Raw genomic sequence first — 19,831 nt, 5'->3', positions numbered from 1 at the left:
GGGAGAGCAAAAAGGCATACTTACAGTATGCTAGGGTTTGCTGCTGAATCTGTGAGGATCAGGAAGATCCCTGATTTATGCCTAGGGATTTCCCTGATCTCAAGTGATGGGGTCATTGCACATCAAACAGAGGGCAATCCCTCAAGCTGTGAATCCCAATCTTCGGGTTTGCTGGCAAGGCCCAGCCTCCAGGCCACTGAACGGGCAATGCGTTCACTGGCCAGACCATCACCATAAGGATTGGGACGGGTGCTCATGTGCTGCAACAGCTCTGGGTTGGACAGCAAACCTGAGAGCACATTGTAACAGGCCTCTGGTTCGGTCCCTGCCAGTTTGAGGACTCCAGCCTCCAGACCCTCTGGACGCTCGGTGACGTTGCGCAAAACCGCCACAGGAACCCCCAGAGCAGCACCCTCTTCTTGCAAGCCTCCGCTGTCGGTGATCAGGAGCACACTGGCCTGCATCAGGGCAGCCATGTCTGCATAGTTGAGGGGCTCCGTCAATTCCATGTTGGGCAAACCCGACAGCACCGGATAAACCGCTTCACGGACAGCAGGATTCAAGTGGACCGGGTAAACAAAGTGATGGTCCGGGAAAGCCAGAGCCACTTTTCTCAGCACCCCTGCCAGATCAGACATCACCGGCAGGTTTTCGCGGCGGTGCATGGTGATGGCCACCAGTTTCTTGTTCTGCCACTCTGGACGCAAACCTGCACGGGCCGCCACCTGACGCACGGCATCCACTGCCGTCTGTCCGGTCACGATGATGCCAGAGGGATTCTTGCCTTCTTTGAGCAGGTTGTCACGGCTTAAAAAAGTGGGGGCAAAATCCAGATCGGTCAGCACATCGGTGAGCTTGCGGTTGGCCTCCTCTGGAAAAGGCTCTTTCATGCTGCCACTGCGCAAACCGGCCTCCACGTGACCCACCGGAATGCCTTCCAGAAAAGCCGCCAGAGCCACACAGAATGTGGTGGTGGTGTCTCCGTGGACCAGGACATAGTCTGCCTGCATTTCCTTGAGTTTCTGCGCAGCAGCAGGGACAATTTTGGCCACCAGACCGGGCAGGGTCTGGCGCTCGGTCATCACATCCAGATCGGCGTCTGGCGTCAGGCCGAACACCGCCAGAGCATCGTCGAGTTGCTGGCGGTGCTGTCCGGTGACCAGCATCAAAGGGGTGATGCCCGATTGGTTTTGCAAAGCCTGATACACCGGGGCCATTTTGGTGGCCTCGGGACGGGTGCCAAAGGCAACGACAACACGCATCAGTTGAGGGTCCTTTCTTTGTCTTTCTTCAGGGCGCGCACCCGGCGGTACGCCACCCAGCCCAGAGCACCGGCAATCACCAGCACGGTGATGGCAATCACCAGAGGGGAAATCCCCTGTGCAATCATGCCAATCACGTTCAGGGTCAGGGTGATGCCCCAGATGATCACCGAAGTGGTGCGGGCACTGCCTGTGCGCTGCAGCAAACGGTGGTGCAGGTGGGTTTTGTCTGGTTTGAGGGGGTTCTTGCCTTTGCGAATCCGTCCAATGAACACCTGTGTGGTGTCCAGAATGGGCAAGGCCAGAAACAGGAAGGGGGCAATCAGGGAAGGGTTCTGGCTTTCAGGCAGGGTGCCCAGCAAAGCCACTGCAGCCAGCGTGTACCCGATCAGGTAGGCACCAGTGTCGCCCATGATGATCTGGCTCGGGTTGAAGTTGTACCTCAGGTAGCCCAGCACTGCTCCGGCCAAGCCCGCCAGAATGATCACAGCAGCAGCACGGTCAGGGGACTGCGCACTGACGGCAATCAGAACCATGGAGGCAATGAATCCGATGCCTCCAGCAACACCATCCACCCCATCCATGAGGTTGACCGCATTGGTGATCCCGATGATCCATCCCAGAGTGATGATGATGTTCCAGATCCCGATGCTGTCTCCAAGCAGGTTCTGAAACCACGGAACCACACCCAGATCAATGTGCAGACCATTCACCACCAGCAGTGCAGCAGCAACCAGTTGCACCACCATGCGAAACAAGGGGGGCAACTCAAACTGGTCATCAATGAAGCCAGTGAAAGCCAGCAAAGCCCCACCCAGCAAAATGGCAAGCACTTGAACTTGCAGGTGCTCAATCAGGATGGGGCGCAACGCCCATGCAACCACAATCGAAGCAATGAACCCACCAAAAATGGCCAGACCACCCGCATTGGGAAGAGGCTCTTTGTTGAGGCGCCGTTCGTTGGGCATGTCCGCCCATCCGACCTTGATGGCAAATTCGCGCACTCTGGGCATGAAGCGCTGGGTCAAAAACCACGCCACCAGAAAAGTCAGCAGAACACTGATGGGTCCTTTGCCAAAAGGATCAGCGATGCCCAGTTGCTGCAAAAATTCCAGCACTCAAATCACTTGGTCCCGTAAATGCGGTCTCCGGCATCTCCCAGACCGGGAACGATGTACCCATGGTCGTTGAGATGGGAATCGATGGCGGCCACCACAATGTCCACATCGGGACAGGCTTCTTCAACGGCACGGATGCCCTCTGGGGCGGCCAGAATGCTCATCAATTTGATGTTCTGTGCCCCTCTGGCCTGCAAGGTGCGGATGGCATCAATGGCACTGCCTCCGGTGGCCAGCATGGGGTCCAGCACAAAAATCCGCCGTTCAGAAATGTCCTGAGGCAGTTTGACGTAGTACTCCACAGGCTTGAGGGTCTCGGGATCACGGTACAGACCAATGTGGCCCACCTTGGCCGCAGGGATCAGTTTGACAATCGCATCGGCCATGATCAGGCCTGCACGCAGAATGGCAATCAGGGCCAATTTCTTGCCCGAGAGCACCGGGAAATCGTCTTCAGTGATGGGGGTTTGAACCTTGACGTTCTCCAGTTCCAGATCTCTGGTGGCTTCGTAGGCCATCAGGGTGGAGATTTCAGAAGCCAGTTCACGGAAGTCTTTGACTCCAGTTTGGACATCTCTGAGGAGCGTCAATTTGTGTTGTACCAGGGGGTGTGTGACCACAGTGACCATATCCTGTTCATCATAACAGGTAGGTGTGAGGGAATTTCAGGTTTGCAGAAGTGAGGCCAAGTGCCCAGAGCCGAGGGCTTGTTCGGTCACAGGGTTCAATGCAGTTTGGAGACAAACCCTGATGGATTCCAACACAACTGGGGTTCTTGGCCTGTTGTACAGAAGCTTTAAACAGCAAAATGTGCCCTCGGCTGTGAAGCTCTAAACCCCTTTGCTGCTCAGCATTCCCAGAGCATGTCTGGCCCGTTCCAGTTTGAATGGAATTTCCGTAGGGACCGTGTGAGGTGTATTTCTGGGAATCCAGTGCAGGTCGTTCAGGTAAGTGAATGCCAGATACGCTGTGAACCGTTCTTGCTCAGCAGGGGTTTTGACGTAAGCCAGAGCCGCCTGCAAAGCCTCTTCCTCGGGGAGGAGGTCAAGGGTTCCCGCTTTCAGAAGGGCAAGGTCACGCATGGGATCATCGAAACGGGCACGCACCCAGTCGATGACCAGCACTTCTGCATGGTCGGTCACCAGAATGTTGTTGCTCCAGAGGTCCATGTGGCAGAACGCGGTGGTGGTTTCCAGTGTGCCTGCGGAAAGGGCACGTTCCAGAATCTGAAAGAGGAAATCGTTCTCGGGATCCCGGATGTCCTGAAACTGCTGCACTTTGCGAACAATGGACTGCACATTGACCCTATGGTCGGATTTCCGGGCATGAACCGTGTCCAGAAAAGCCTTGAGGCCGGGCAAAGCACTGCGCAGTGTCCGGGCCGTGACGGGCAGACCGGGAAAGCGGTGGGTGACCAGCAAATCCCCCTCTGGGGTGTTTTGCACTTCGTGGATCAGGTGCCCGAGGCCCACCCGCCGAAGGTTTTCGGTTTCAGGTTCCAGTTGGTTTTTTTCGCGGTACAGCTTGAGGACAAACTGATCGGTGCGGTACGTCAGGCTGTGCTTACTCTCCTGAATGAATTCGAGGGCACCATAACGTTGTGAAAGTTCCGTAAGCACCCTCTTATTTTACCCGAGTGGACACAAAAATGTAGCAGGTACACTAAACATTGCCCGACAACACACAAAGCCTGCATCTGTGTCCATCAAACGAACCGGTCCACCACCGTCACACCTGTCCCAGAGAAGGTGTCCATCTGGGTCAGGGCATCGATGCTTTCCTGCAGGGTGATTTTGCGGCCAATCAAGAGGTCAGGCTGCAAAAGGCCCTGCTCAATCATGCGCAGCATTTCAGGATAAGCATGGGCCTGCATGCCGTGTGAGCCGTAAATTTCCAGCTCTCTGGCAATCACTTGATCCATGGGAAGGGGTGGATGCTGGTGTTCTGCCAGCATCAGGCCCACCTGAACATGACGGCCTCTGGCTCTCAAGCAAGCAATGGAATTGAAGCAGGTGGAGGTGTGCCCCAGAGCGTCCAGCGACACATGGGCACCCCCTTGGGTCAGGTCTTTGATGGCCTTCACCACCTCTGGCGTGGTTTTGCTGTTGAGGGTCACATCTGCCCCCAGTGAACGGGCAAATTCCAGTTTCTGGTCATCGATGTCGATGGCCACCACCAGAGCCCCAAGCGCTCTGGCAATCATGATCGCAGAGAGGCCCACCCCTCCACAGCCATGCACAGCGACCCACTCTCCTGCTCTGACCCGACCTTGATGAACCACAGCTCTGAATGAGGTGGCGAAGCGGCATCCCAGGCTGGCCGCCGTCACAAAATCCATGTGCTCTGGGAGGTGCACCAGATTCTGGTCTGCGTAATGGATGCCTACGTACTCGGCAAAAGAGCCCCAGTGGGTGAAGCCGGGTTGAAACTGCTGCTCACACACCTGCTGGTTTCCCGAGCGGCATTCCGAACAGTGTCCACATCCGCACACAAAAGGCAGGGTGACCCGGTCCCCCACCCTGAAATTGCGGATGTTTTTGCCGACCTCGACCACGGTTCCGGCCAGTTCATGCCCGGGGACATGGGGGAGCACAATGTCTTTGTCATGGCCCATCCATCCGTGCCAGTCGCTGCGGCACACTCCGGTGGCTTCCACTTTCAAAACCACACCATCTGGCACTGCAATGGGATCAGGGACATCGGTGAACTCTGGGCGGGTTTTGAAGGCATGGAAGAGGACGGCTTTCATAAGGGGAGTTTACAGTTTACAGTCCACAGTTTACAGACAACCGCAAGCTTGAAATGCCGCAGACCAACAACAAACAAAAATCCCCCTTTTCAGGGGGACAGGCTGAAGCAAAGCGACAGTCAGGGGGTTCAGAACCGTTCGCAGACGGTTTTCAGTTGCAGGAAGTTGGCAAGGTAGTCAGGGCCACCTGCTTTGGAGTCTGTGCCGCTCATGTTGTAGCCACCGAAAGGCTGCACGCCCACCAGAGCACCAGTGATCTTGCGGTTGAAGTAGAGGTTGCCCACTTCAAATTCGGCCCGGGCTTTTTCCAGACGGGCACGGTCGCGGGAGCACACGCCGCCGGTCAGACCGTAGTCGGTGCTGTTGGCAATTTCCAGAGCATGGTCAAAATCGCGGGCGCGAATCACAGCCACCACAGGTCCGAAGATTTCTTCCTGTGCAATGCGGGCGTGGGCATCCACTCCCGAGAAGATGGTGGGCTGCACAAAGTAGCCTTTGCTGCCGTCCACTTCTCCGCCGGTTTCCAGTTTGCCTTCGGTTTTGCCGATTTCGATGTACTTCTGGATCTTGTCGAAAGACTCGTCGTTGACCACGGCGGTGACGTTGCTGTTGGTTTCGGCATTGCCCACGGTCAGGGCTCTGGTGCGCTCCACCACTTTGGAGAGCACTTCATCGTGGATGCTGTCCACCAGAATCAGTCGGCTCATGGCGCTGCACTTTTGGCCGTTGAAGCCGAAAGCACTTTGCACAGCAGACAGGGCAGCGTTGTCCAGATCGGCGGTTTCATCCACGATCAGGGCGTCTTTGCCCCCGAGTTCCATGATGGTGCGCTTGATCCACTTCTGGCCTTTGACCACCTTGGCGGCTTCGGCGTGGATGTAGAGGCCCACGGCTCTGGAACCGGTGAAGGTGATGAAGCGGGTTTTGGGGTGCTTGACCAGATGGTCGCCCACCTCTTCGCCAATGCCGGGCAGGAACTGCACCACACCTGCGGGCAAACCGGCTTCGATCAAGAGGTCAATGAATTTGGCAGCAATCAGGCTGGTGTCTTCGGCGGGTTTCACGATGATGGTGTTGCCCACCACGATGGGTGCGGTCAGCATCCCTGCAAAGATGGCCAGAGGGAAGTTCCATGGGCTGATGGAGACACCCACGCCCAGAGGAATCCAGTGGAGTTCGTTTTCCTCGTTGGGGTAAGGGAAGGTTTCGGCAGGGTGGACGTACTTGTCGGCCTGACGGGCGTAGTACTCCAGGAAGTCGATGGCTTCTGCGGTTTCCACATCGGCTTCGGCGTAGTTTTTGCCGGATTCCAGGGTCATCAGGGCGTTGAATTCCAGACGGCGGTCGCGCAGCAGTTTGGCGGCTTTCACCAGAATGCGGGCACGGGCGTCTATGGTCCAGTTTTTCCACCATGCAAAGGCTTCCCATGCGCCTTGCAGGGCCTTTTCAGCGTGCTCGATGGTGGCTTTGGCAGAGTAACCCACCACTTCCTGCGTGTCACAGGGGTTGATGGAGGTGATTTTGTCTTCGGTGAAAATGCGTTCGCCGTTGATGATCAGGGGCACGGTTTTGCCCAGTTCAGAGCGCACTTTTTGCAGGGCGTCCTGATAGGCTTTCTGGTTCTCGGGTTTGGTGAAGTCTACGAAAGATTCGGTCTGGAAAGGTCCAATTTTCAGCATGTCAGGGGCTCCTTCAGGGGAAAGCTCGGGGTCAAACTGTATACTGGATATTGTATACAATATTTGAGAAAAAAGCGATCAGCCTTTCATCATTCCGCGCAGCACAAACATCACGTTGGAAGGACGTTCGGCAATGCGGCGGCTGAAATAGGCGTACCAGTCGCGACCATAAGGGGTGTAGGCGCGCACGGTGTAGCCTTCTTTGGCCAACTGGGTTTGCACGTCACGGCGGATTCCATACAGCAGTTGGAACTCAAACTGGCTGTTGGGGATGTTGTTCATTTGCACAAAGCGCTTCACGTCTTCGATGATGCTTTCGTCGTGGGTGGCCACGCAGCAGTAATTTCCGGCTTTCAGGTGCTGGTACACCAGACGGCGGTATTGCAAATCCACATCGCGCTTGTTGGGGTAAGCCACAGACTCGGGTTCGAGATAGGCCCCTTTCACAATGCGCAGGTTGGGTTGCAGATCGTCCAGAGAAGCACGGTCCTGCTCGCTGCGGTACAGGTAGGCTTGCAGCACGGTGCCCACGGTTTTGTTGCCAAACTCGTTGACCAAAGTTCTGAACTGCTGGAGGGTGATGTCCACCAGAGGATGGTCTTCCATGTCCAGAGCCACAAAGCCGCCCAATTCCTGAGCACGCTTCAAAATCCGTCTGGCATTGACCATTCCAAGGTTTTCACCGTTTGCAAGGGTGATGCTCTGGCCCACACTGGACAGTTTGATGGCCACATAAATGGGGAAACCCTGACCTTCGCAGGCGTCCAGAAGTTGCAAAATTTCTTCGGCGAATTCATTGGCTTTGGCTTCGGTGTCCACGAACTCCCCGAGCAAATCCAGAATGCCGTGCACACCCATGTTTTCCAGTTCTTTGACCGCCTGAATGGCAGCCTGACGTTCTTCTCCAGCCACAAAACGTTTTGCGACACTCCATGCACGCTGTTTGACAAGGTCCTGCACGGTTTTGTTGTTGGCGACACTGAGAACCGTGTTGCGGTACACCTGGTTGATATCCATTCCTACCTCCAAAAAATCCCTGCGGCCTATGAACTTTGAGCGGCCCCAAAGGATTTCAGTGATTTCAGTTGCGGGTCATTTCCTGCAGTTGCTGCACCACCAGATCCCCGAAGAAACGCACATGGTCACGGGCCAGACGGGAAGCCTCTTTGGAATTGCGCTCCAGAATGGCATCCAGAATAGCTTCGTGCTGCACGGTGGTCTCGGGCATGAGGTTGTAGGTGCCGGTCATGTGCTTGATGATGGCCACCGTGTGTTCGAGGTTGTTGAGGGACTGCACCAGCATCTGGTTGTGGCTGGCCAGCGCAATCTTGCGGTGAAACAGCAGGTCCAGACGGGTCTGCTCTTTGTAATCGTCACGGTCCTGTTTGAGGTCGTGAAGAGCGGCTTTCAGGCTGGCTGCATCCTCTTCGGTGTAATTCTGGGCAGCCAGTTCTGCGGCCAGTCCGTCCAGAGCTTCACGGACCTCGTAGCTCTGGCGGGCCTCTTCGGCAGAGAGCACCCGGACCCGCACGCTCTTGTTGGCGTTGGCTTCCAGCATGCCTTCTTGCACCAGACGCTGGATGGCTTCACGGATGGGGGTGCGCGACACGCCAAACCGCTCACAGAGTTCGATTTCTGCGATGCGCGAACCGGGCTGGATGCCACCGGAAAGAATCTGGTGGCGGAGCAGTTGATAGATCTCGTCACGAATCAGCTGGGGGCGCTCAAAGTTCATATTGTATACAATATACAGTTTTTTGTGTTGGTCTGTAAATCGGTGATCTATGCAAGTATAACCAATAAAGATTCAGGGCATTTCGGTAAAATCTAGTGTTCTAGACACCTTTCATGAAAAATTATTCAAACTTTCGAACTGCACAAAACAAAAAAGGTCCATGCAGGACCTTTGCAGAAAAAACTTTGAATCAAATCCTAGAAATCAAACAAACCCAGTTGCGCATCTTCTTCCAGCACAGGCAAGGCTGTCATTTCACAGAACTCCAAACCCAGAGCTTGCAGCCTTTCCAGCGCAGGAAAGGTGATGGAGGGGGCCACCAGCAACCCTCGCACCTGCTGCCCCGTCTGCTCTCGGGTGAGTTTGACGTAGCGGTCCAATTGAAACACCGCCTCATGGGTGGCTCTGGCCCGCTTGAGTTCAATCACCACCAGACGACCACAAGCATCTCTGGCGAACAGATCCACGCCTCCTGCATCGGTGAGCAGTTCTTCTTCCAGAATTTTCAATCCTTCTTCCATGCAATCTGGTTTCTGGCGCAGGGTTTTGCGCATCTCTGCCTCTGACCCAGACAGCACAAAGCCGTACTCTGAAGAAAACTCTGCCGCAAAAATCAGGTGCGGATCGAGGCACACCACACGCACCACCTCTGGAGGGCTGTTCCGTTCAGCGGTCAGGACCACCATCCCTGCCTCCAGAGCAGCCGAAATGTGATCGGTTTTGGGCTGCCAGTTCACAGGCTTCACCCCTCTGGCCCCCTGCACCTGAATGCTGCCATCTGGCTTGACGATCACCAGATAATTTCCAGCCTCAGCATAACTGGCTGCCCGTCCGGCATAACTGATTTCACACTCCCCCACCAGTTGAACCAGTTTTCCAGAGTGCAGGTGGGACACCAGAAAAGACAGCAAATCCGAAGCAGTAGGCTGATGCACAAGGCCGACAATCATGGGCCACACTGTACACAAGGTGGGCGGGAAAGGGGAAGGCCCCCTCCGCCCTCCCCCAAATGGCCCATCCTCTCCCCTCTCCTTAAGCCTTCTCACCTGCGCTTTACAGCGGATGGAACAAGCCTTAGAATCAGCTAAGCTGATCCCTGTGCTTACGGGAGTCGTCTAACGGCAGGACATCTGACTCTGACTCAGACAGTTAAGGTTCGAATCCTTACTCCCGTGCCAAAGACCCTCGGGGATCGGCTTTTTTTGTTCCTCAAACAACCTGCTCTGGGCACATCTTGTCTGATTGGCAAGGTGATGAAGTCCATCTGGCAGGACACCTGACTGTAAATCAGACGCTTGAAAGCATTGCAGGTTCGAATCCTGCCATCACCACCAGAGCCATTCAAGGGTGCAGGTTGGAGGGTCATTTTTCAATTTTCGATGGTTTTGATCATGGATGGTTGTCAGAGTGGCCGATTGAGGCTGGTTGCTAACCAGCAGGGTGTCATGCCCCGGAGGTTCGAATCCTTCACCATCCGCTTGTGGACAATTGGAGCAGTGGATCAGCTCGGCACCTTGTCAGGGTGAGGGTCACCGGTTCGAATCCGGTATTGTCCGCCAGAACACCCCGGAGAAATTCGGGGAATTTTCATGTGTTCTCCCAAAGCTCTTCTGCCCTTGGCTTTCTGCCTTCTGTAACTGGCAAACCAGACAACAAAAACCACCCCGAAACACCAGAGCTTCGGGATGGCCGTTCAGCAGAATTATTTGAGGGTCTTGATGTAAGCCAGCACGTCAGCAATCTGCTGATCGGTGGGTGGCTTGGTGGAGCCCACGAAAGGCATTTTTTCATATCTGGGCATGGTGGGTGCCAGATTTTTGCCTGAAGGATTGACTCCTTTTTGCAGGGTCTTTTTGAAGTCTGCAAATTTCCATTTGGAGACCACACCGGCCAGTTTGGGACCGACCATACCCTGGGCTTTGTCGCCGTGGCAGCCCTGACAGGTGGCGGTGTAGATGGTCTTGCCACTGGCGGCTTTGCCTTTGGGATCGGCAGCGAGGGCCAGACCACTGGCCAGAGCCAGCATCACGAATACGGTTTTGCGCATGAATTCACCTCCTTGTGAACTCCATGTTACCTGATTCACAAATTGGGCTCACAGGGGCAAAAATCCCCTTTTGTGGCACAAAACCCTTGAATCTGCGGGACTTTTTGCCCGGTCAAAATCGGCTTCTGGACACGGCTGCTTTGAACCCAGAGACCGCAAAAGCAATCTCTTCTTCGGTGACCCCCTGTCCCAGACTGAACCGCAAGCTGGATTTGGCATCTTCCTCTGGAAGCCCGAGGGCAAGGAGCACATGGCTGGCCTGCATGGTTCCAGCGGCACATGCGCTGCCTGCAGACACATACACCCCTTCAAGGTCGAGGTTCATCAAAAGGGCTTCACCATCTGCTCCATGTACCGTTGCAGACAGGACTTTGGGGCTGGAATCCGGGGCATGGTTGAAGGTCACCCCCTCCACCTCGGAGAGCCCGGCTTGCAACTTTTCTTTGAGGAAAGCCAGTCTGTCGTGGGTCTCTGGCTGTTTGAGGGCTGCTTCTCGGGCGGCCACACCTGCAGCGTAAACCCCTGTGACGTTGTGGGTGCCTCCACGGAAACCTTTTTCCTGATGACCTGCCATCATGTGGGGGACCAATTCCAGACCCCGTCGCACATAAAGCATTCCAACGCCTGTGGGACCATAAAACTTGTGGGCACTGAACGAAGCAAAGTCCACACCCCAGAGGTGCACATCCACAGGCAGAACCCCCAGAGACTGCACGGCATCGGTGTGGACCAGAGCCCCTTTTGCTCTGGCCATTTCAGCGATGGTGCGGATGTCCTGCACGCTCCCCACTTCATTGTTGGCATTCATGATCGAAACCAGCACGGTGTCGTTGCGGAGAGCTTCTTTGACCTGCTCGGGGTGGATGCGACCATACCGGTCTGGAGCAAGGTAGGTCACTTCAAAACGCCCAGAGGCTTCCAGAAAACGGGCTGGGGCCAGCACCGCACTGTGTTCAATGCTGGAGGTGATGATGTGCCCTTTTTCAAATTGCTGGGACACGCTCCAGAACACATGGTTGTCCGCTTCGGTGCCTCCAGAGTTGAGGATCACTTCCAGAGGGTGGGCATGGATGGCCTCTGCGAGCAGGGCACGGCCTTCTTCCAGCAGTTCCCGGGCGTGTTGTCCAGCACGGTGCACACTGCTGGCATTTCCCAGCACCTGTGCGGCCCTCTGGTAGGCGTCCAGAGCGGCTTTTCCCATGGGGGTGGTGGCGGCATAATCCAGATAGGCTTGCATACAGGCACAGTGTAATACAAGGAGACACTTCAAAAAGGGAGCAGAGAACATCCACCAAATCCATCTGTGCCTTCAACAAGAAACGGCCCTCTTGTTCAAAGAAGGCCGTGCTGGGTTTGAAAACGGGTGAATCAGCGCTCGAAACTGCTCACCAGTTGGCCATCCAGATACAGGTTGAACACCGCGTTGCCTTTGACCTCGACTTCGATTTCTGCGGTCATGCCTGCAGCATCCGGGGCTTTCAGGAGGGTTCTTTCGCCTTCCTCATCCTGAACACGGAGTTCTGCCACACCCTGTCCAAGGTCACTCGGAAAAGTGTAGGGGAACTGCAACAAGGTGGCTTCACCCGAGGAAGGTTCAGTCTGCTCCGTGGGAGCAGGTTGTTCGGTCTGACCCCCATTGCCATTTTCGTTGGTGACGCCATTGTCCTGAGGGGTGGGCTCAGGTTCCGGTTGGGGAATGGGTCCCACAGGCACCTGAGGGTTGTTGTTCACTGGAGGATTGGCCAGAGGGGCTCTGGACACGTAAATGGTCACAGGCGATCCCACAGGCACTTTTTTGTACTCCTCGGGAATCTGGCGGATCACCAGTCCCTCGGGGTCTTCGCTGGTGACCCTCTCGACTTTGTTGAGAACCAGACCGGCTTTTTCCACCTCTGATTTGGCCTGCTCGAAGGTCATGCCTTTGAGGGTGGGCAGGAAGGTTTCTTTGACCCTCTTCCCACCAGAGATCAGGATGTTGATGGTGCTTCCCTTGCCCACTTGCGTTCCGGGCTCGGGGTCCTGAGCGATGATGGACCCTTTGGGCAGGGTCAAATCGTTGGGTGGGGAGGTGGTGACAGTGCCCACTTTCAGACCCACCTCTTGCAGGGTGCGCGTGGCCTCTCCGACGGTCATGTCGGTGATTTTGGGAACGCTCAGGGGTGGGGGGTTGTTGACGGTCAGGGTCACCAGACGGTTGACGTGCAGGTTGGTGCCTCCTTTGTGGTCCTGCTCGATGACCGTTCCAATGCCCACACCGGGTTCTTCTCCATCGACCACAGCCACACGGAAACCAGCATCCACCATCTGTTCGGCGGCCTGCGTGATGTTTTTTCCGGTCACGTCTGGAACCTGCAACACCGGAGGATTGAGGTATTCTCTGGTGGCATTGCTGGTGACGTATCCTGCCAGCGTCAGGAACAACAGACCGGGCAACCATCCCCACACGGTCAAACGACGGCCCGGAGGACGGGGGGCTCTGGTTTTTGGGGTTTTGGTGGGCCGGACTTTGGAGCTCTGCAAAGGCTTCAGGAAGTCGGCATTCAGGCGCTGCACTTCTTCGATGGGACGGTCCTGAAATTTCAGACCTTTCAGAACCGGTTTGCCTTCAAGAAGGGCAATGTCTGCATCTTGAACAGCAAAACCTTGTTCGGTGAGCACCTGCACCAGAGTGATCAGGGCTTCCACTGCTGCCACATCTTTGACGGTGGCATTCAGAAAATTTTCGATGGGGTCTGCTTCGGTGGTTTTCCAGACCGTGTAGTAGGCTCCGGGTTTGGACACCACATCCAGCAGCAAGGGGCTTTCACTGCCTTTCAGGGCAGTGCGGTACTTCAGGAACAGGGTTCGGGTGCTGGGGTCCACGATGGTGAACCAATCGACCCGCACCAGCTCGCCACCAGGCGCAGTGGCCTCATAGAGTGTCGAGTGGGTTTCTTTGGAAAGTTCCTGAACAATTTCGTATTTTCCGTCAATGCGGCCCATGCTGCCCTACAGTATACGTTCGAAATGGAAAGCTCTGGTTAAGGGAGTCTAATGAAGTTTCCAAATTCTCCTCATCTCGTACGCAAAAAACCAGCAAGAAGCCCCTTCTGCACACAGAAGAGGCCCAGAGTCAAAAGGTCTACAGATCAGATTTTGGTCAATTCGGGATACTTCATCATGGCTTCGTCCTCGGTGAGGAATTCGCCTTCCTGATCGGGGCTCCAGACCACATCAATGCGGATGGGTCCAGAGGCAGGAACTCCAGCGAGAGCAGTCAAAGCCGCCTTCACGTTGGAGGCTTTCACTTCCGTGGGCAGGTTGGGCAAGTTGGGAGAAGCAGCCATCAAGGTCACGGCCAGATACAGTCCGCCTTTTTCTTCATCGGTGGTGCCTCTGGTGAATTTTCCGTAGTTGCTGGTGGTTTCATCGGTGTATCTGCTGCGGGCATCGGTGGCCCACATGCCCACCTGTGATTCCATCTGGCCATGGTTGCCCTGTGTGCTTTCCAGAGTGGCATACATCCAGCGGTCCGGGTGGCGCAGCACGTTCAGCGCGGCTTCGTTGAGCATGCGGGCCAGTCCTGCTGAATTGGAGGTGTCTCCCGTCTGGGCAATGTGCTGCATGGCCCGTTTGACTTCGTCGCCTTCAGCCAGCAGAATCTGGACTTTCAGGGCTTGTGAATTGGGGCCATAACCCCCATATCCTCCTCCTCCTGCAAGGCCTTTGCGTTGTTTCTGCATGGCCTGAAAAATCACCATCATCACAATGACGATGAAGATGATGGCAAAAAGGCCACCTCCACCCCCTCCGCCACCAATGAAGATGGGACCGCCGTAACCGCCACTGTATCCCCCTCCGCTGTAACCGCCCCCACTGTAGCCGCCAGAGCCTCCCCCTGAACTGCCACCGCCACCAGAACTGCCACCGAATCCGCCACCGCTCTGGGCAAATGCGCTCAGGCCAACCAACCAGAGGAAGAGTGTCCAATAGATTTTCATGATGACCTCCCAATCAAACTCCTGCCATCATCCAGCATTTCTGGGGCCGGAGAAGTGAGGAATGCTGAACTTTCAAGCCACGCTGAATCCTGCTCTCACTTTACCCCTTTCAGCCATGCGACTTGCCCTTACAATGAAAGGGCATGAGTGACGATCAAACCCTCACCCTTTCGCGTGCAGAACTGGATCAATTGCTTTCCAGTCTGGTGGAGCGCGATGAAAAACTGGTGTTCAAAAAGGACATCAAACCCAAGAAAACCGACGATCCTGTGGACCTTTACGTGTTCAGCGGTCATCTGGAGGCCCTGCGCAGCGAGGAACTGGACGGCATGCTGATGGAAACCATCGAAGACCTCGGGTACGAGGCCAGAGATGAAGACGAGGCGTGGGAAATCATCAAAGCCTTTTATCTGCCTCGCAAATGCACCCTTTTGAAGGTGGATGAAGACGAGTACATCATTGGCACCGAACTGGCCCGCCGTCTGGGTCTTTTGAAAGAGCAAGCATGAAGCGGCCTCTGTTGTGGTTGCTTTTGCTGGGAGCCGTTGCAGCCCTTCTGGGCCTGAGCCGCAAAAAAATGCCGGTTTCCACCCCTCCAGAGAAACGCACCGAAAAAATCGACATCACGGCGCAAGTGGAGGCTTTTGAGGACGGGGCCAGGAAAACTGGCGAGGGTCACCCTTGACCTTGGATTTTGCCCTTAGACTGTGGACATGATTGAGCGGATTTACCTTGCCAAGCCCAGAGGCTTTTGTGCAGGTGTGGTGATGGCCATTCAGGCCGTCGAGAAGGCTGCACAGGCTCTGGACAAACCGGTGACGGTGTACCACAGCATCGTGCACAACCACACCGTGGTGGAGCGTCTGGAAGACCAGTACGGGGTGCATTTTGTGGAGGATTTGCAAGACCTCCCGATGCTGCCTGCCAACGGAGACACGGTTGTTTTCAGTGCCCACGGGATCAGTCCTGTGGTGCGCCAGAGGGCTGCGGACATGGGCCTGCACACCATCGATGCCACCTGTCCTCTGGTCACCAAGGTGCACACCGAGGCCAAGAAGTACGCCCGCGAGGGGTACCACATCCTGCTCATCGGAGACAGCGCCAAACACCAGGAAGTGATTGGCACCAAAGGGGAAGCCGAAGACGTGACCACGGTGGTTGCGGTTCTGGGCAAAGAAGGCAAAGGCATGGAAAGCGCCCACTCGGTCACGGTGCCTGATCCTGACAAAGTGGTGGTGCTCACCCAGACCACCCTGAATGTGGACGATGTGTACAGGACCATCGAGGTGCTGAAATCCCGTTTCCCCAACATGGTGATTCCGCCCAGCGATGACCTGTGTTACGCCACCAAAAACCGTCAGGATGCTGTGAAAAACATCGCACCCAACGTGCAGGCTTTTCTGGTCCTGACCAGCACCCATTCCAGCAACGGCATGCGTTTGCTGGAACTTGCGGAGTCCCTGTGCGGTCGTGCACACCGCCTGGAAACCGATGCAGACGTGAAATCCATTGATTTCTCTGGCGTGAGCAGCATTGGGATCACTTCGGCAGCCAGCACCCCGGACGATCTGGTCCAGAGGGTGGTGCAGCACTTCCTTGCGCTGAATCCGGCTCTGGAGGTCATTGAAGAAGGGGAATGGGAGAACATCAAGTTCAGGGAACCCAAACGCCTGCCTCCACCTGCTGCACAGGTTTGAAGGCTGCAAAGCAAACGGATCAAAAACGCAAAAAACAAAAGAAAAAAACAAAAGAAGAAACCCCGGCATGCAAACCGGGGTTCTGTTTTGAATGTTTTGCAGGTCAATTGAGATGAAGGGAAGAAAAATTTCAAGTGCTCTCGGCGCTCAAGCAGGGTGCCTTGTGTTGCAGGTGCGGCTCTAAAAGCAACTCTGGGCCTGCTCTCTGGCGTTCGGACAGCTGTCAATCGGTAGCTGTAGGAAGGTTCAGATCGTCTCTTTATAAGCCAGCAATGGCGCGCAGTTCGTTTTCGTTGGTGAGGGCGATGCAGCGGTAAGCGGGGCTCAGGAGGCCGTCATCGCGCATTTCACCGATCAGCTTGGAGACGCTTTCGCGGGTGGCTCCGGTGCCTTCAGCAATCAGTTCGTGGGTGGCACGCACGAAGCGCACACCTTCGGAGTCTTCGCCGCCCAGAGAGGAATCGGCAAGGTTGAGCAGGTAACGGGCGATGCGCTCGCGGAGTTCACCGTCTTGAATGTGCACGCCGTCGTTCATGACACGCTGAAGCTGGGAGCTGAGGGATTGCAGCACTTCCCAGAGGGCTTCGCCTTGGAGTTCCTGGGGGTAAATGGGGTGCACCACAGCGTCGGTGAGGGCAATCACCTGATGGGAGCGTTGGAGGCTGTGAAGGGCTTCTTCACCAAAGATGTCGCCGGGTTGGATGTGGCGAACGGTGAGGTTGCGGCCTTGTGGGGTGAGGCGCACAGCACGGAGCAGGCCTTTTTCCAGACGGTACAGGCTGGGGCTGGCATCACCGGTGTAATACAGGGTGTCTCCACGACGAAGAGGGCGTCCCTGACCGTGTACATCCACCATTGAGTAAGATCCGTAAGTTTTCATTGTGACCCTCCTGAGGGCATGCAAGCCCATGCATTGCGAGTGGCTTAGAGTTGAACAAACCTTGTACAGCTATGTGATTCAGTATAAGCAAAACCTACTGTTCAATAGAGAGTATACACACAATGTCGTGGGATTTCTCTTTGAGATTCTTTCATTTTACTCAGAATGAATGAAAAATATTCCGATCCAGAGAGGAAATTTCAGCTGTGTACAAGATTTGACTAAGCTTCGCTTCAGGCATCATGCAGCCTCACTTCAGGTTTAATCCGACCTCGATTGTCTGGGCAGCGGCCAGCACGGTCATTTCTGGATTCTTGTTGTAACCACCTGCCATGACACTCACCACCGGAACCCCAGCCCCAAAACACCATGTGAAAACCCACCGATCCCGCTGTTCCACCCCTTGCAAACTGAGCGAGAACCGCCCAAATCGATCATTTGAGAGCACATCCACCCCTGCAAGATAAAAGACCAGATCTGGCTTGAACGCCTCAAGTGCAGGCTTCACCTGTGTCTCCAGAACCTGCACATACTCCAGATCGGTGACCCCATCGGGCAAACCTATGTCAAGGGTGCTTTTTTCCTTCCTGAACGGGTAATTTCTTTCCCCATGAATGCTCAAAGTGAACACCTCCGGGTACCCCGAGAGCATGCTGGCCGTGCCATTTCCCTGATGCACATCGAGGTCCAGCACGAGAATTCGCTTGACTACGCCCTCACGCAAAGCCAGATGAGAACAGATGGCCACATCGTTCAGGAGGCAAAATCCCTCTGCTTTGTTCCTGAATGCATGATGGGTCCCTCCAGCAAGGTTGATGCCCCAACCAGAGGTCAAAGCGTCCTGCATGGCGGCCAGCGTGCCACCTGCAGCACCTCGGGCACGGTCCACCACCTGCACGCTCCAAGGGAGGCCGTACTCTCTTTCTTCTGCACGGCTCATCTCACCGTAACGCCAGCGGTTCAGGTAAGCCACGTCATGGACGGTGGCAGCAAGCTCCCATGGAATCAATTCGGCATCCAGAATGGGAAGCTTCCCGAGGAGTCGGTCTCGCACACCTGCATACTTGTACAGGGGAAAACGGTGACCCTCGGGCAGCGGAAAAACAATGTGGGCAGGGGTGTAGGCTCTCAGCACACGCGAATTCTACTGTGTCCAAAAGAAGCCGTTTCCACCCCAACTTACTGTCCTGATTTTTCTGTTCTTTTGAACCCTCAAAATCTTCAGGGCATCCGGGCTTGTACAATGTAGCGCTCTTCAAAGAAAGGAAAACCATGTTTGGTGGCCTGCAGGGACCATTCTTCCTTCAGGGCTTGCATGGTTCTTTCATCGGCGTTCCAGCGCTGGTGGAGCACAAAATCCTGAAACTCTGGAAGGTGACCCCGGACCCTGAAGGTCCATTCCCCGAGCAGGTCTGCCCCAGCCTCTTGCAACCTGTCCAGCACCTTCTGACGCACCTCTGAAGTGGGATAAATGCACAGCACCAGAGCCTCTGGAGCTGCAAACGTCTGCAAGTGGTTCAGAAAACTGGTCGGGCCCCGGCGGGAAACCAGCAGGTTGTACGAACCCTGCAAAACCTCTGGAACCTGTGTTTTCCCATCCCAGCACACAAAACGTCCAGAGGGAACTTTCTCTCGGGACACCTTCAGAAAATCTTCCATCCAGTCATACCCGGTCCACAAAGCCACCTGATTCACATGCTCCACAGCATCCGGACCGTGGGCACAACCTGCCTCCAGAACCTTTGAATCCGGTTTGAGGGAGGCTTGTAGAAGGTGGGTGTAAAGGTCTTCCCCACTTGGACCCTCCATTTCCTGACGCCAAGGATACCGGTACTCCCCGAGGGTGGTGGCCAGTTGCTGGTACCACGCTCTGGAATGGGGGATTATTGCAGCACCTCCAGCATCTGTGGGTGGATCTTGCCGTTGCTGATCACCAGCGGCTGACCGTACTGGTACTCCTGCCCCGAGAAGTCACTGAATTGCCCTCCTGCCTCTTCCAGAATGAGCAGGGCAGCGCTCATGTCCCAAGGGTTCAGCTTGTATTCCCAGAAGCCATCCAGACGGCCGCAGGCCACGTAGGAGATGTCGAGGGCTGCGGCTCCGGGTCTGCGCACAGGCAAACCCAGTTTCAGGAAACGGGAAAGTTTCTCAAGGTTGGTGGAATCGGTGGAGACATCGTAAGGAAACCCTGTGGCCAGCAAAGCCGGGGACATCAGCTCTGGCGTTTGGGACACCGCAATGCGCCGACCATTCAGAAAAGCCCCCTGCCCTCGAACTGCTGTGAACAGTTCATTGCGGTTGGCATCAAACACCACACCCACACTGCGCACCCCTCGAATTTCCAGACCAATCGAAACACAACTGAACGGAAAGCCATGGGCATAATTCACGGTTCCGTCCAGAGGATCCACCACCCAGAGGAAATCGGCTTCGCGGTTCTGACCCATTTCCTCGCCCAGAATGGCGTGCTCTGGGAAGTGCCCGAGAATCACCTCCCGGATCTTCTCTTCGGATTTCTTGTCCACCACCGTCACCAGATCGGAGAAATTGCTTTTGCTGGCAACGCCCACATCCTGATCCCGGTAAAACAGGTGGATGGCTCCGGCACTGCGGGCAGCTTCAATGGCCACATCCAGAAAAACCTTCAGGTCTGTCATGGGGACAGCTTAACCCCTGAGGGTCTC

Annotated in this window: 20 protein-coding genes and 4 tRNA genes; 7 read left to right on the top strand and 17 right to left on the bottom strand. The window is 55.5% G+C overall.

Going from position 1 to position 19,831, the window contains the following annotated elements:
• Positions 1–122: 122 nt before the first annotated feature.
• From wecB to nucS, 9 genes are all read right to left on the bottom strand, one after another.
• The gene (gene wecB, locus Q371_RS17525) at positions 123–1,262 is read right to left on the bottom strand and encodes a non-hydrolyzing UDP-N-acetylglucosamine 2-epimerase (protein WP_157442781.1); all 1,140 of its coding nucleotides are present in this window, start codon (positions 1,260–1,262) and stop codon (positions 123–125) included.
• Entirely contained in the window at positions 1,262–2,380 is a 1,119-nt protein-coding gene (locus Q371_RS17520; protein WP_245618367.1) for a glycosyltransferase family 4 protein, read from the bottom strand. The genes wecB and Q371_RS17520 overlap by 1 nt, the downstream gene beginning before the upstream one ends.
• 5 nt (positions 2,381–2,385) lie before the next feature.
• Positions 2,386–3,009 (bottom strand): uracil phosphoribosyltransferase, encoded by a 624-nt coding sequence (gene upp / locus Q371_RS17515; protein WP_034342698.1) that lies wholly within the window; start codon positions 3,007–3,009, stop codon positions 2,386–2,388.
• A gap of 201 nt (positions 3,010–3,210) precedes the next feature.
• Entirely contained in the window at positions 3,211–3,999 is a 789-nt protein-coding gene (locus tag Q371_RS17510; protein ID WP_051964704.1) for a phosphotransferase family protein, read from the bottom strand.
• 86 nt (positions 4,000–4,085) lie between these two features.
• A complete protein-coding gene (locus tag Q371_RS17505) occupies positions 4,086–5,129 on the bottom strand; it encodes a zinc-dependent alcohol dehydrogenase family protein (RefSeq protein ID WP_034342696.1) in 1,044 nt (347 codons plus the stop codon).
• Positions 5,130–5,257: 128 nt separating this feature from the next.
• Positions 5,258–6,808, bottom strand: coding sequence for an L-glutamate gamma-semialdehyde dehydrogenase (pruA, locus tag Q371_RS17500; protein WP_034342694.1), 1,551 nt, complete (start codon positions 6,806–6,808; stop codon positions 5,258–5,260).
• A gap of 78 nt (positions 6,809–6,886) precedes the next feature.
• Positions 6,887–7,825, bottom strand: coding sequence for a proline dehydrogenase family protein (locus Q371_RS17495; RefSeq protein ID WP_034342692.1), 939 nt, complete (start codon positions 7,823–7,825; stop codon positions 6,887–6,889).
• 64 nt (positions 7,826–7,889) lie between these two features.
• The gene (locus Q371_RS17490; protein WP_034342690.1) at positions 7,890–8,543 is read right to left on the bottom strand and encodes a GntR family transcriptional regulator; all 654 of its coding nucleotides are present in this window, start codon (positions 8,541–8,543) and stop codon (positions 7,890–7,892) included.
• Positions 8,544–8,740: 197 nt separating this feature from the next.
• Positions 8,741–9,493 (bottom strand): endonuclease NucS, encoded by a 753-nt coding sequence (nucS, locus tag Q371_RS17485; protein ID WP_034342688.1) that lies wholly within the window; start codon positions 9,491–9,493, stop codon positions 8,741–8,743.
• A gap of 154 nt (positions 9,494–9,647) precedes the next feature.
• On the opposite strand from nucS, the gene Q371_RS17480 reads away from it, so the two are divergent.
• The 4 genes from Q371_RS17480 to Q371_RS17465 all read left to right on the top strand — a co-directional run bounded on the left by Q371_RS17480 (position 9,648) and on the right by Q371_RS17465 (position 10,102).
• A tRNA-Gln gene (locus tag Q371_RS17480) sits at positions 9,648–9,721 on the top strand.
• 71 nt (positions 9,722–9,792) lie between these two features.
• Positions 9,793–9,877 (top strand) — tRNA-Tyr (locus Q371_RS17475).
• Positions 9,878–9,936: 59 nt separating this feature from the next.
• Positions 9,937–10,020: transfer RNA gene (locus Q371_RS17470), tRNA-Ser, on the top strand.
• Positions 10,021–10,025: 5 nt separating this feature from the next.
• Positions 10,026–10,102 (top strand) — tRNA-Asp (locus Q371_RS17465).
• A 143-nt stretch (positions 10,103–10,245) separates the two neighbouring features.
• Here Q371_RS17465 and Q371_RS17460 read toward each other — a convergent pair.
• From Q371_RS17460 to Q371_RS28115, 4 genes are all read right to left on the bottom strand, one after another.
• A complete protein-coding gene (locus Q371_RS17460) occupies positions 10,246–10,590 on the bottom strand; it encodes a c-type cytochrome (protein ID WP_051964702.1) in 345 nt (114 codons plus the stop codon).
• 112 nt (positions 10,591–10,702) lie between these two features.
• Complete coding sequence (locus tag Q371_RS17455; protein ID WP_034342686.1) at positions 10,703–11,827, bottom strand: cysteine desulfurase family protein; 1,125 nt, start codon at positions 11,825–11,827, stop codon at positions 10,703–10,705.
• Between the two features lie 131 nt (positions 11,828–11,958).
• A complete protein-coding gene (locus Q371_RS17450; RefSeq protein ID WP_034342684.1) occupies positions 11,959–13,572 on the bottom strand; it encodes a PASTA domain-containing protein in 1,614 nt (537 codons plus the stop codon).
• Between the two features lie 146 nt (positions 13,573–13,718).
• A complete protein-coding gene (locus Q371_RS28115; RefSeq protein WP_034342682.1) occupies positions 13,719–14,570 on the bottom strand; it encodes a DUF1517 domain-containing protein in 852 nt (283 codons plus the stop codon).
• Positions 14,571–14,713: 143 nt separating this feature from the next.
• Between Q371_RS28115 and Q371_RS17440 the strand changes: the two genes are divergently transcribed.
• Genes Q371_RS17440 through ispH form a run of 3 tightly spaced genes read left to right on the top strand, consistent with a single transcriptional unit; the run spans position 14,714 to position 16,267 of the window.
• Positions 14,714–15,079, top strand: coding sequence for a hypothetical protein (locus Q371_RS17440; RefSeq protein WP_034342680.1), 366 nt, complete (start codon positions 14,714–14,716; stop codon positions 15,077–15,079).
• Positions 15,076–15,255, top strand: coding sequence for a hypothetical protein (locus Q371_RS17435; protein WP_034342678.1), 180 nt, complete (start codon positions 15,076–15,078; stop codon positions 15,253–15,255). Before Q371_RS17440 ends, Q371_RS17435 begins: the two co-directional genes overlap by 4 nt.
• A gap of 28 nt (positions 15,256–15,283) precedes the next feature.
• Positions 15,284–16,267, top strand: a complete 984-nt coding sequence (gene ispH / locus Q371_RS17430; RefSeq protein WP_034342676.1) for a 4-hydroxy-3-methylbut-2-enyl diphosphate reductase — start codon at positions 15,284–15,286, stop codon at positions 16,265–16,267.
• Positions 16,268–16,526: 259 nt separating this feature from the next.
• Here the strand turns inward: ispH and Q371_RS17425 are convergent, their stop codons facing one another.
• From Q371_RS17425 to Q371_RS17410, 4 genes are all read right to left on the bottom strand, one after another.
• Positions 16,527–17,147, bottom strand: a complete 621-nt coding sequence (locus Q371_RS17425; RefSeq protein ID WP_051964701.1) for a Crp/Fnr family transcriptional regulator — start codon at positions 17,145–17,147, stop codon at positions 16,527–16,529.
• A 250-nt stretch (positions 17,148–17,397) separates the two neighbouring features.
• Positions 17,398–18,282, bottom strand: coding sequence for a histone deacetylase family protein (locus Q371_RS17420; protein ID WP_034342673.1), 885 nt, complete (start codon positions 18,280–18,282; stop codon positions 17,398–17,400).
• 86 nt (positions 18,283–18,368) lie between these two features.
• Positions 18,369–18,956, bottom strand: a complete 588-nt coding sequence (locus Q371_RS17415; RefSeq protein ID WP_051964699.1) for a class I SAM-dependent methyltransferase — start codon at positions 18,954–18,956, stop codon at positions 18,369–18,371.
• Positions 18,957–19,030: 74 nt separating this feature from the next.
• A complete protein-coding gene (locus tag Q371_RS17410; RefSeq protein ID WP_034342667.1) occupies positions 19,031–19,804 on the bottom strand; it encodes an inositol monophosphatase family protein in 774 nt (257 codons plus the stop codon).
• Positions 19,805–19,831 lie beyond the last annotated feature (27 nt).

The organism is Deinococcus misasensis DSM 22328 (genome assembly GCF_000745915.1).
In the GTDB taxonomy this organism is placed as follows: Bacteria; Deinococcota; Deinococci; order Deinococcales; family Deinococcaceae; genus Deinococcus_C; species Deinococcus_C misasensis.
This window is presented reverse-complemented; position numbering and strand designations above follow the sequence as displayed.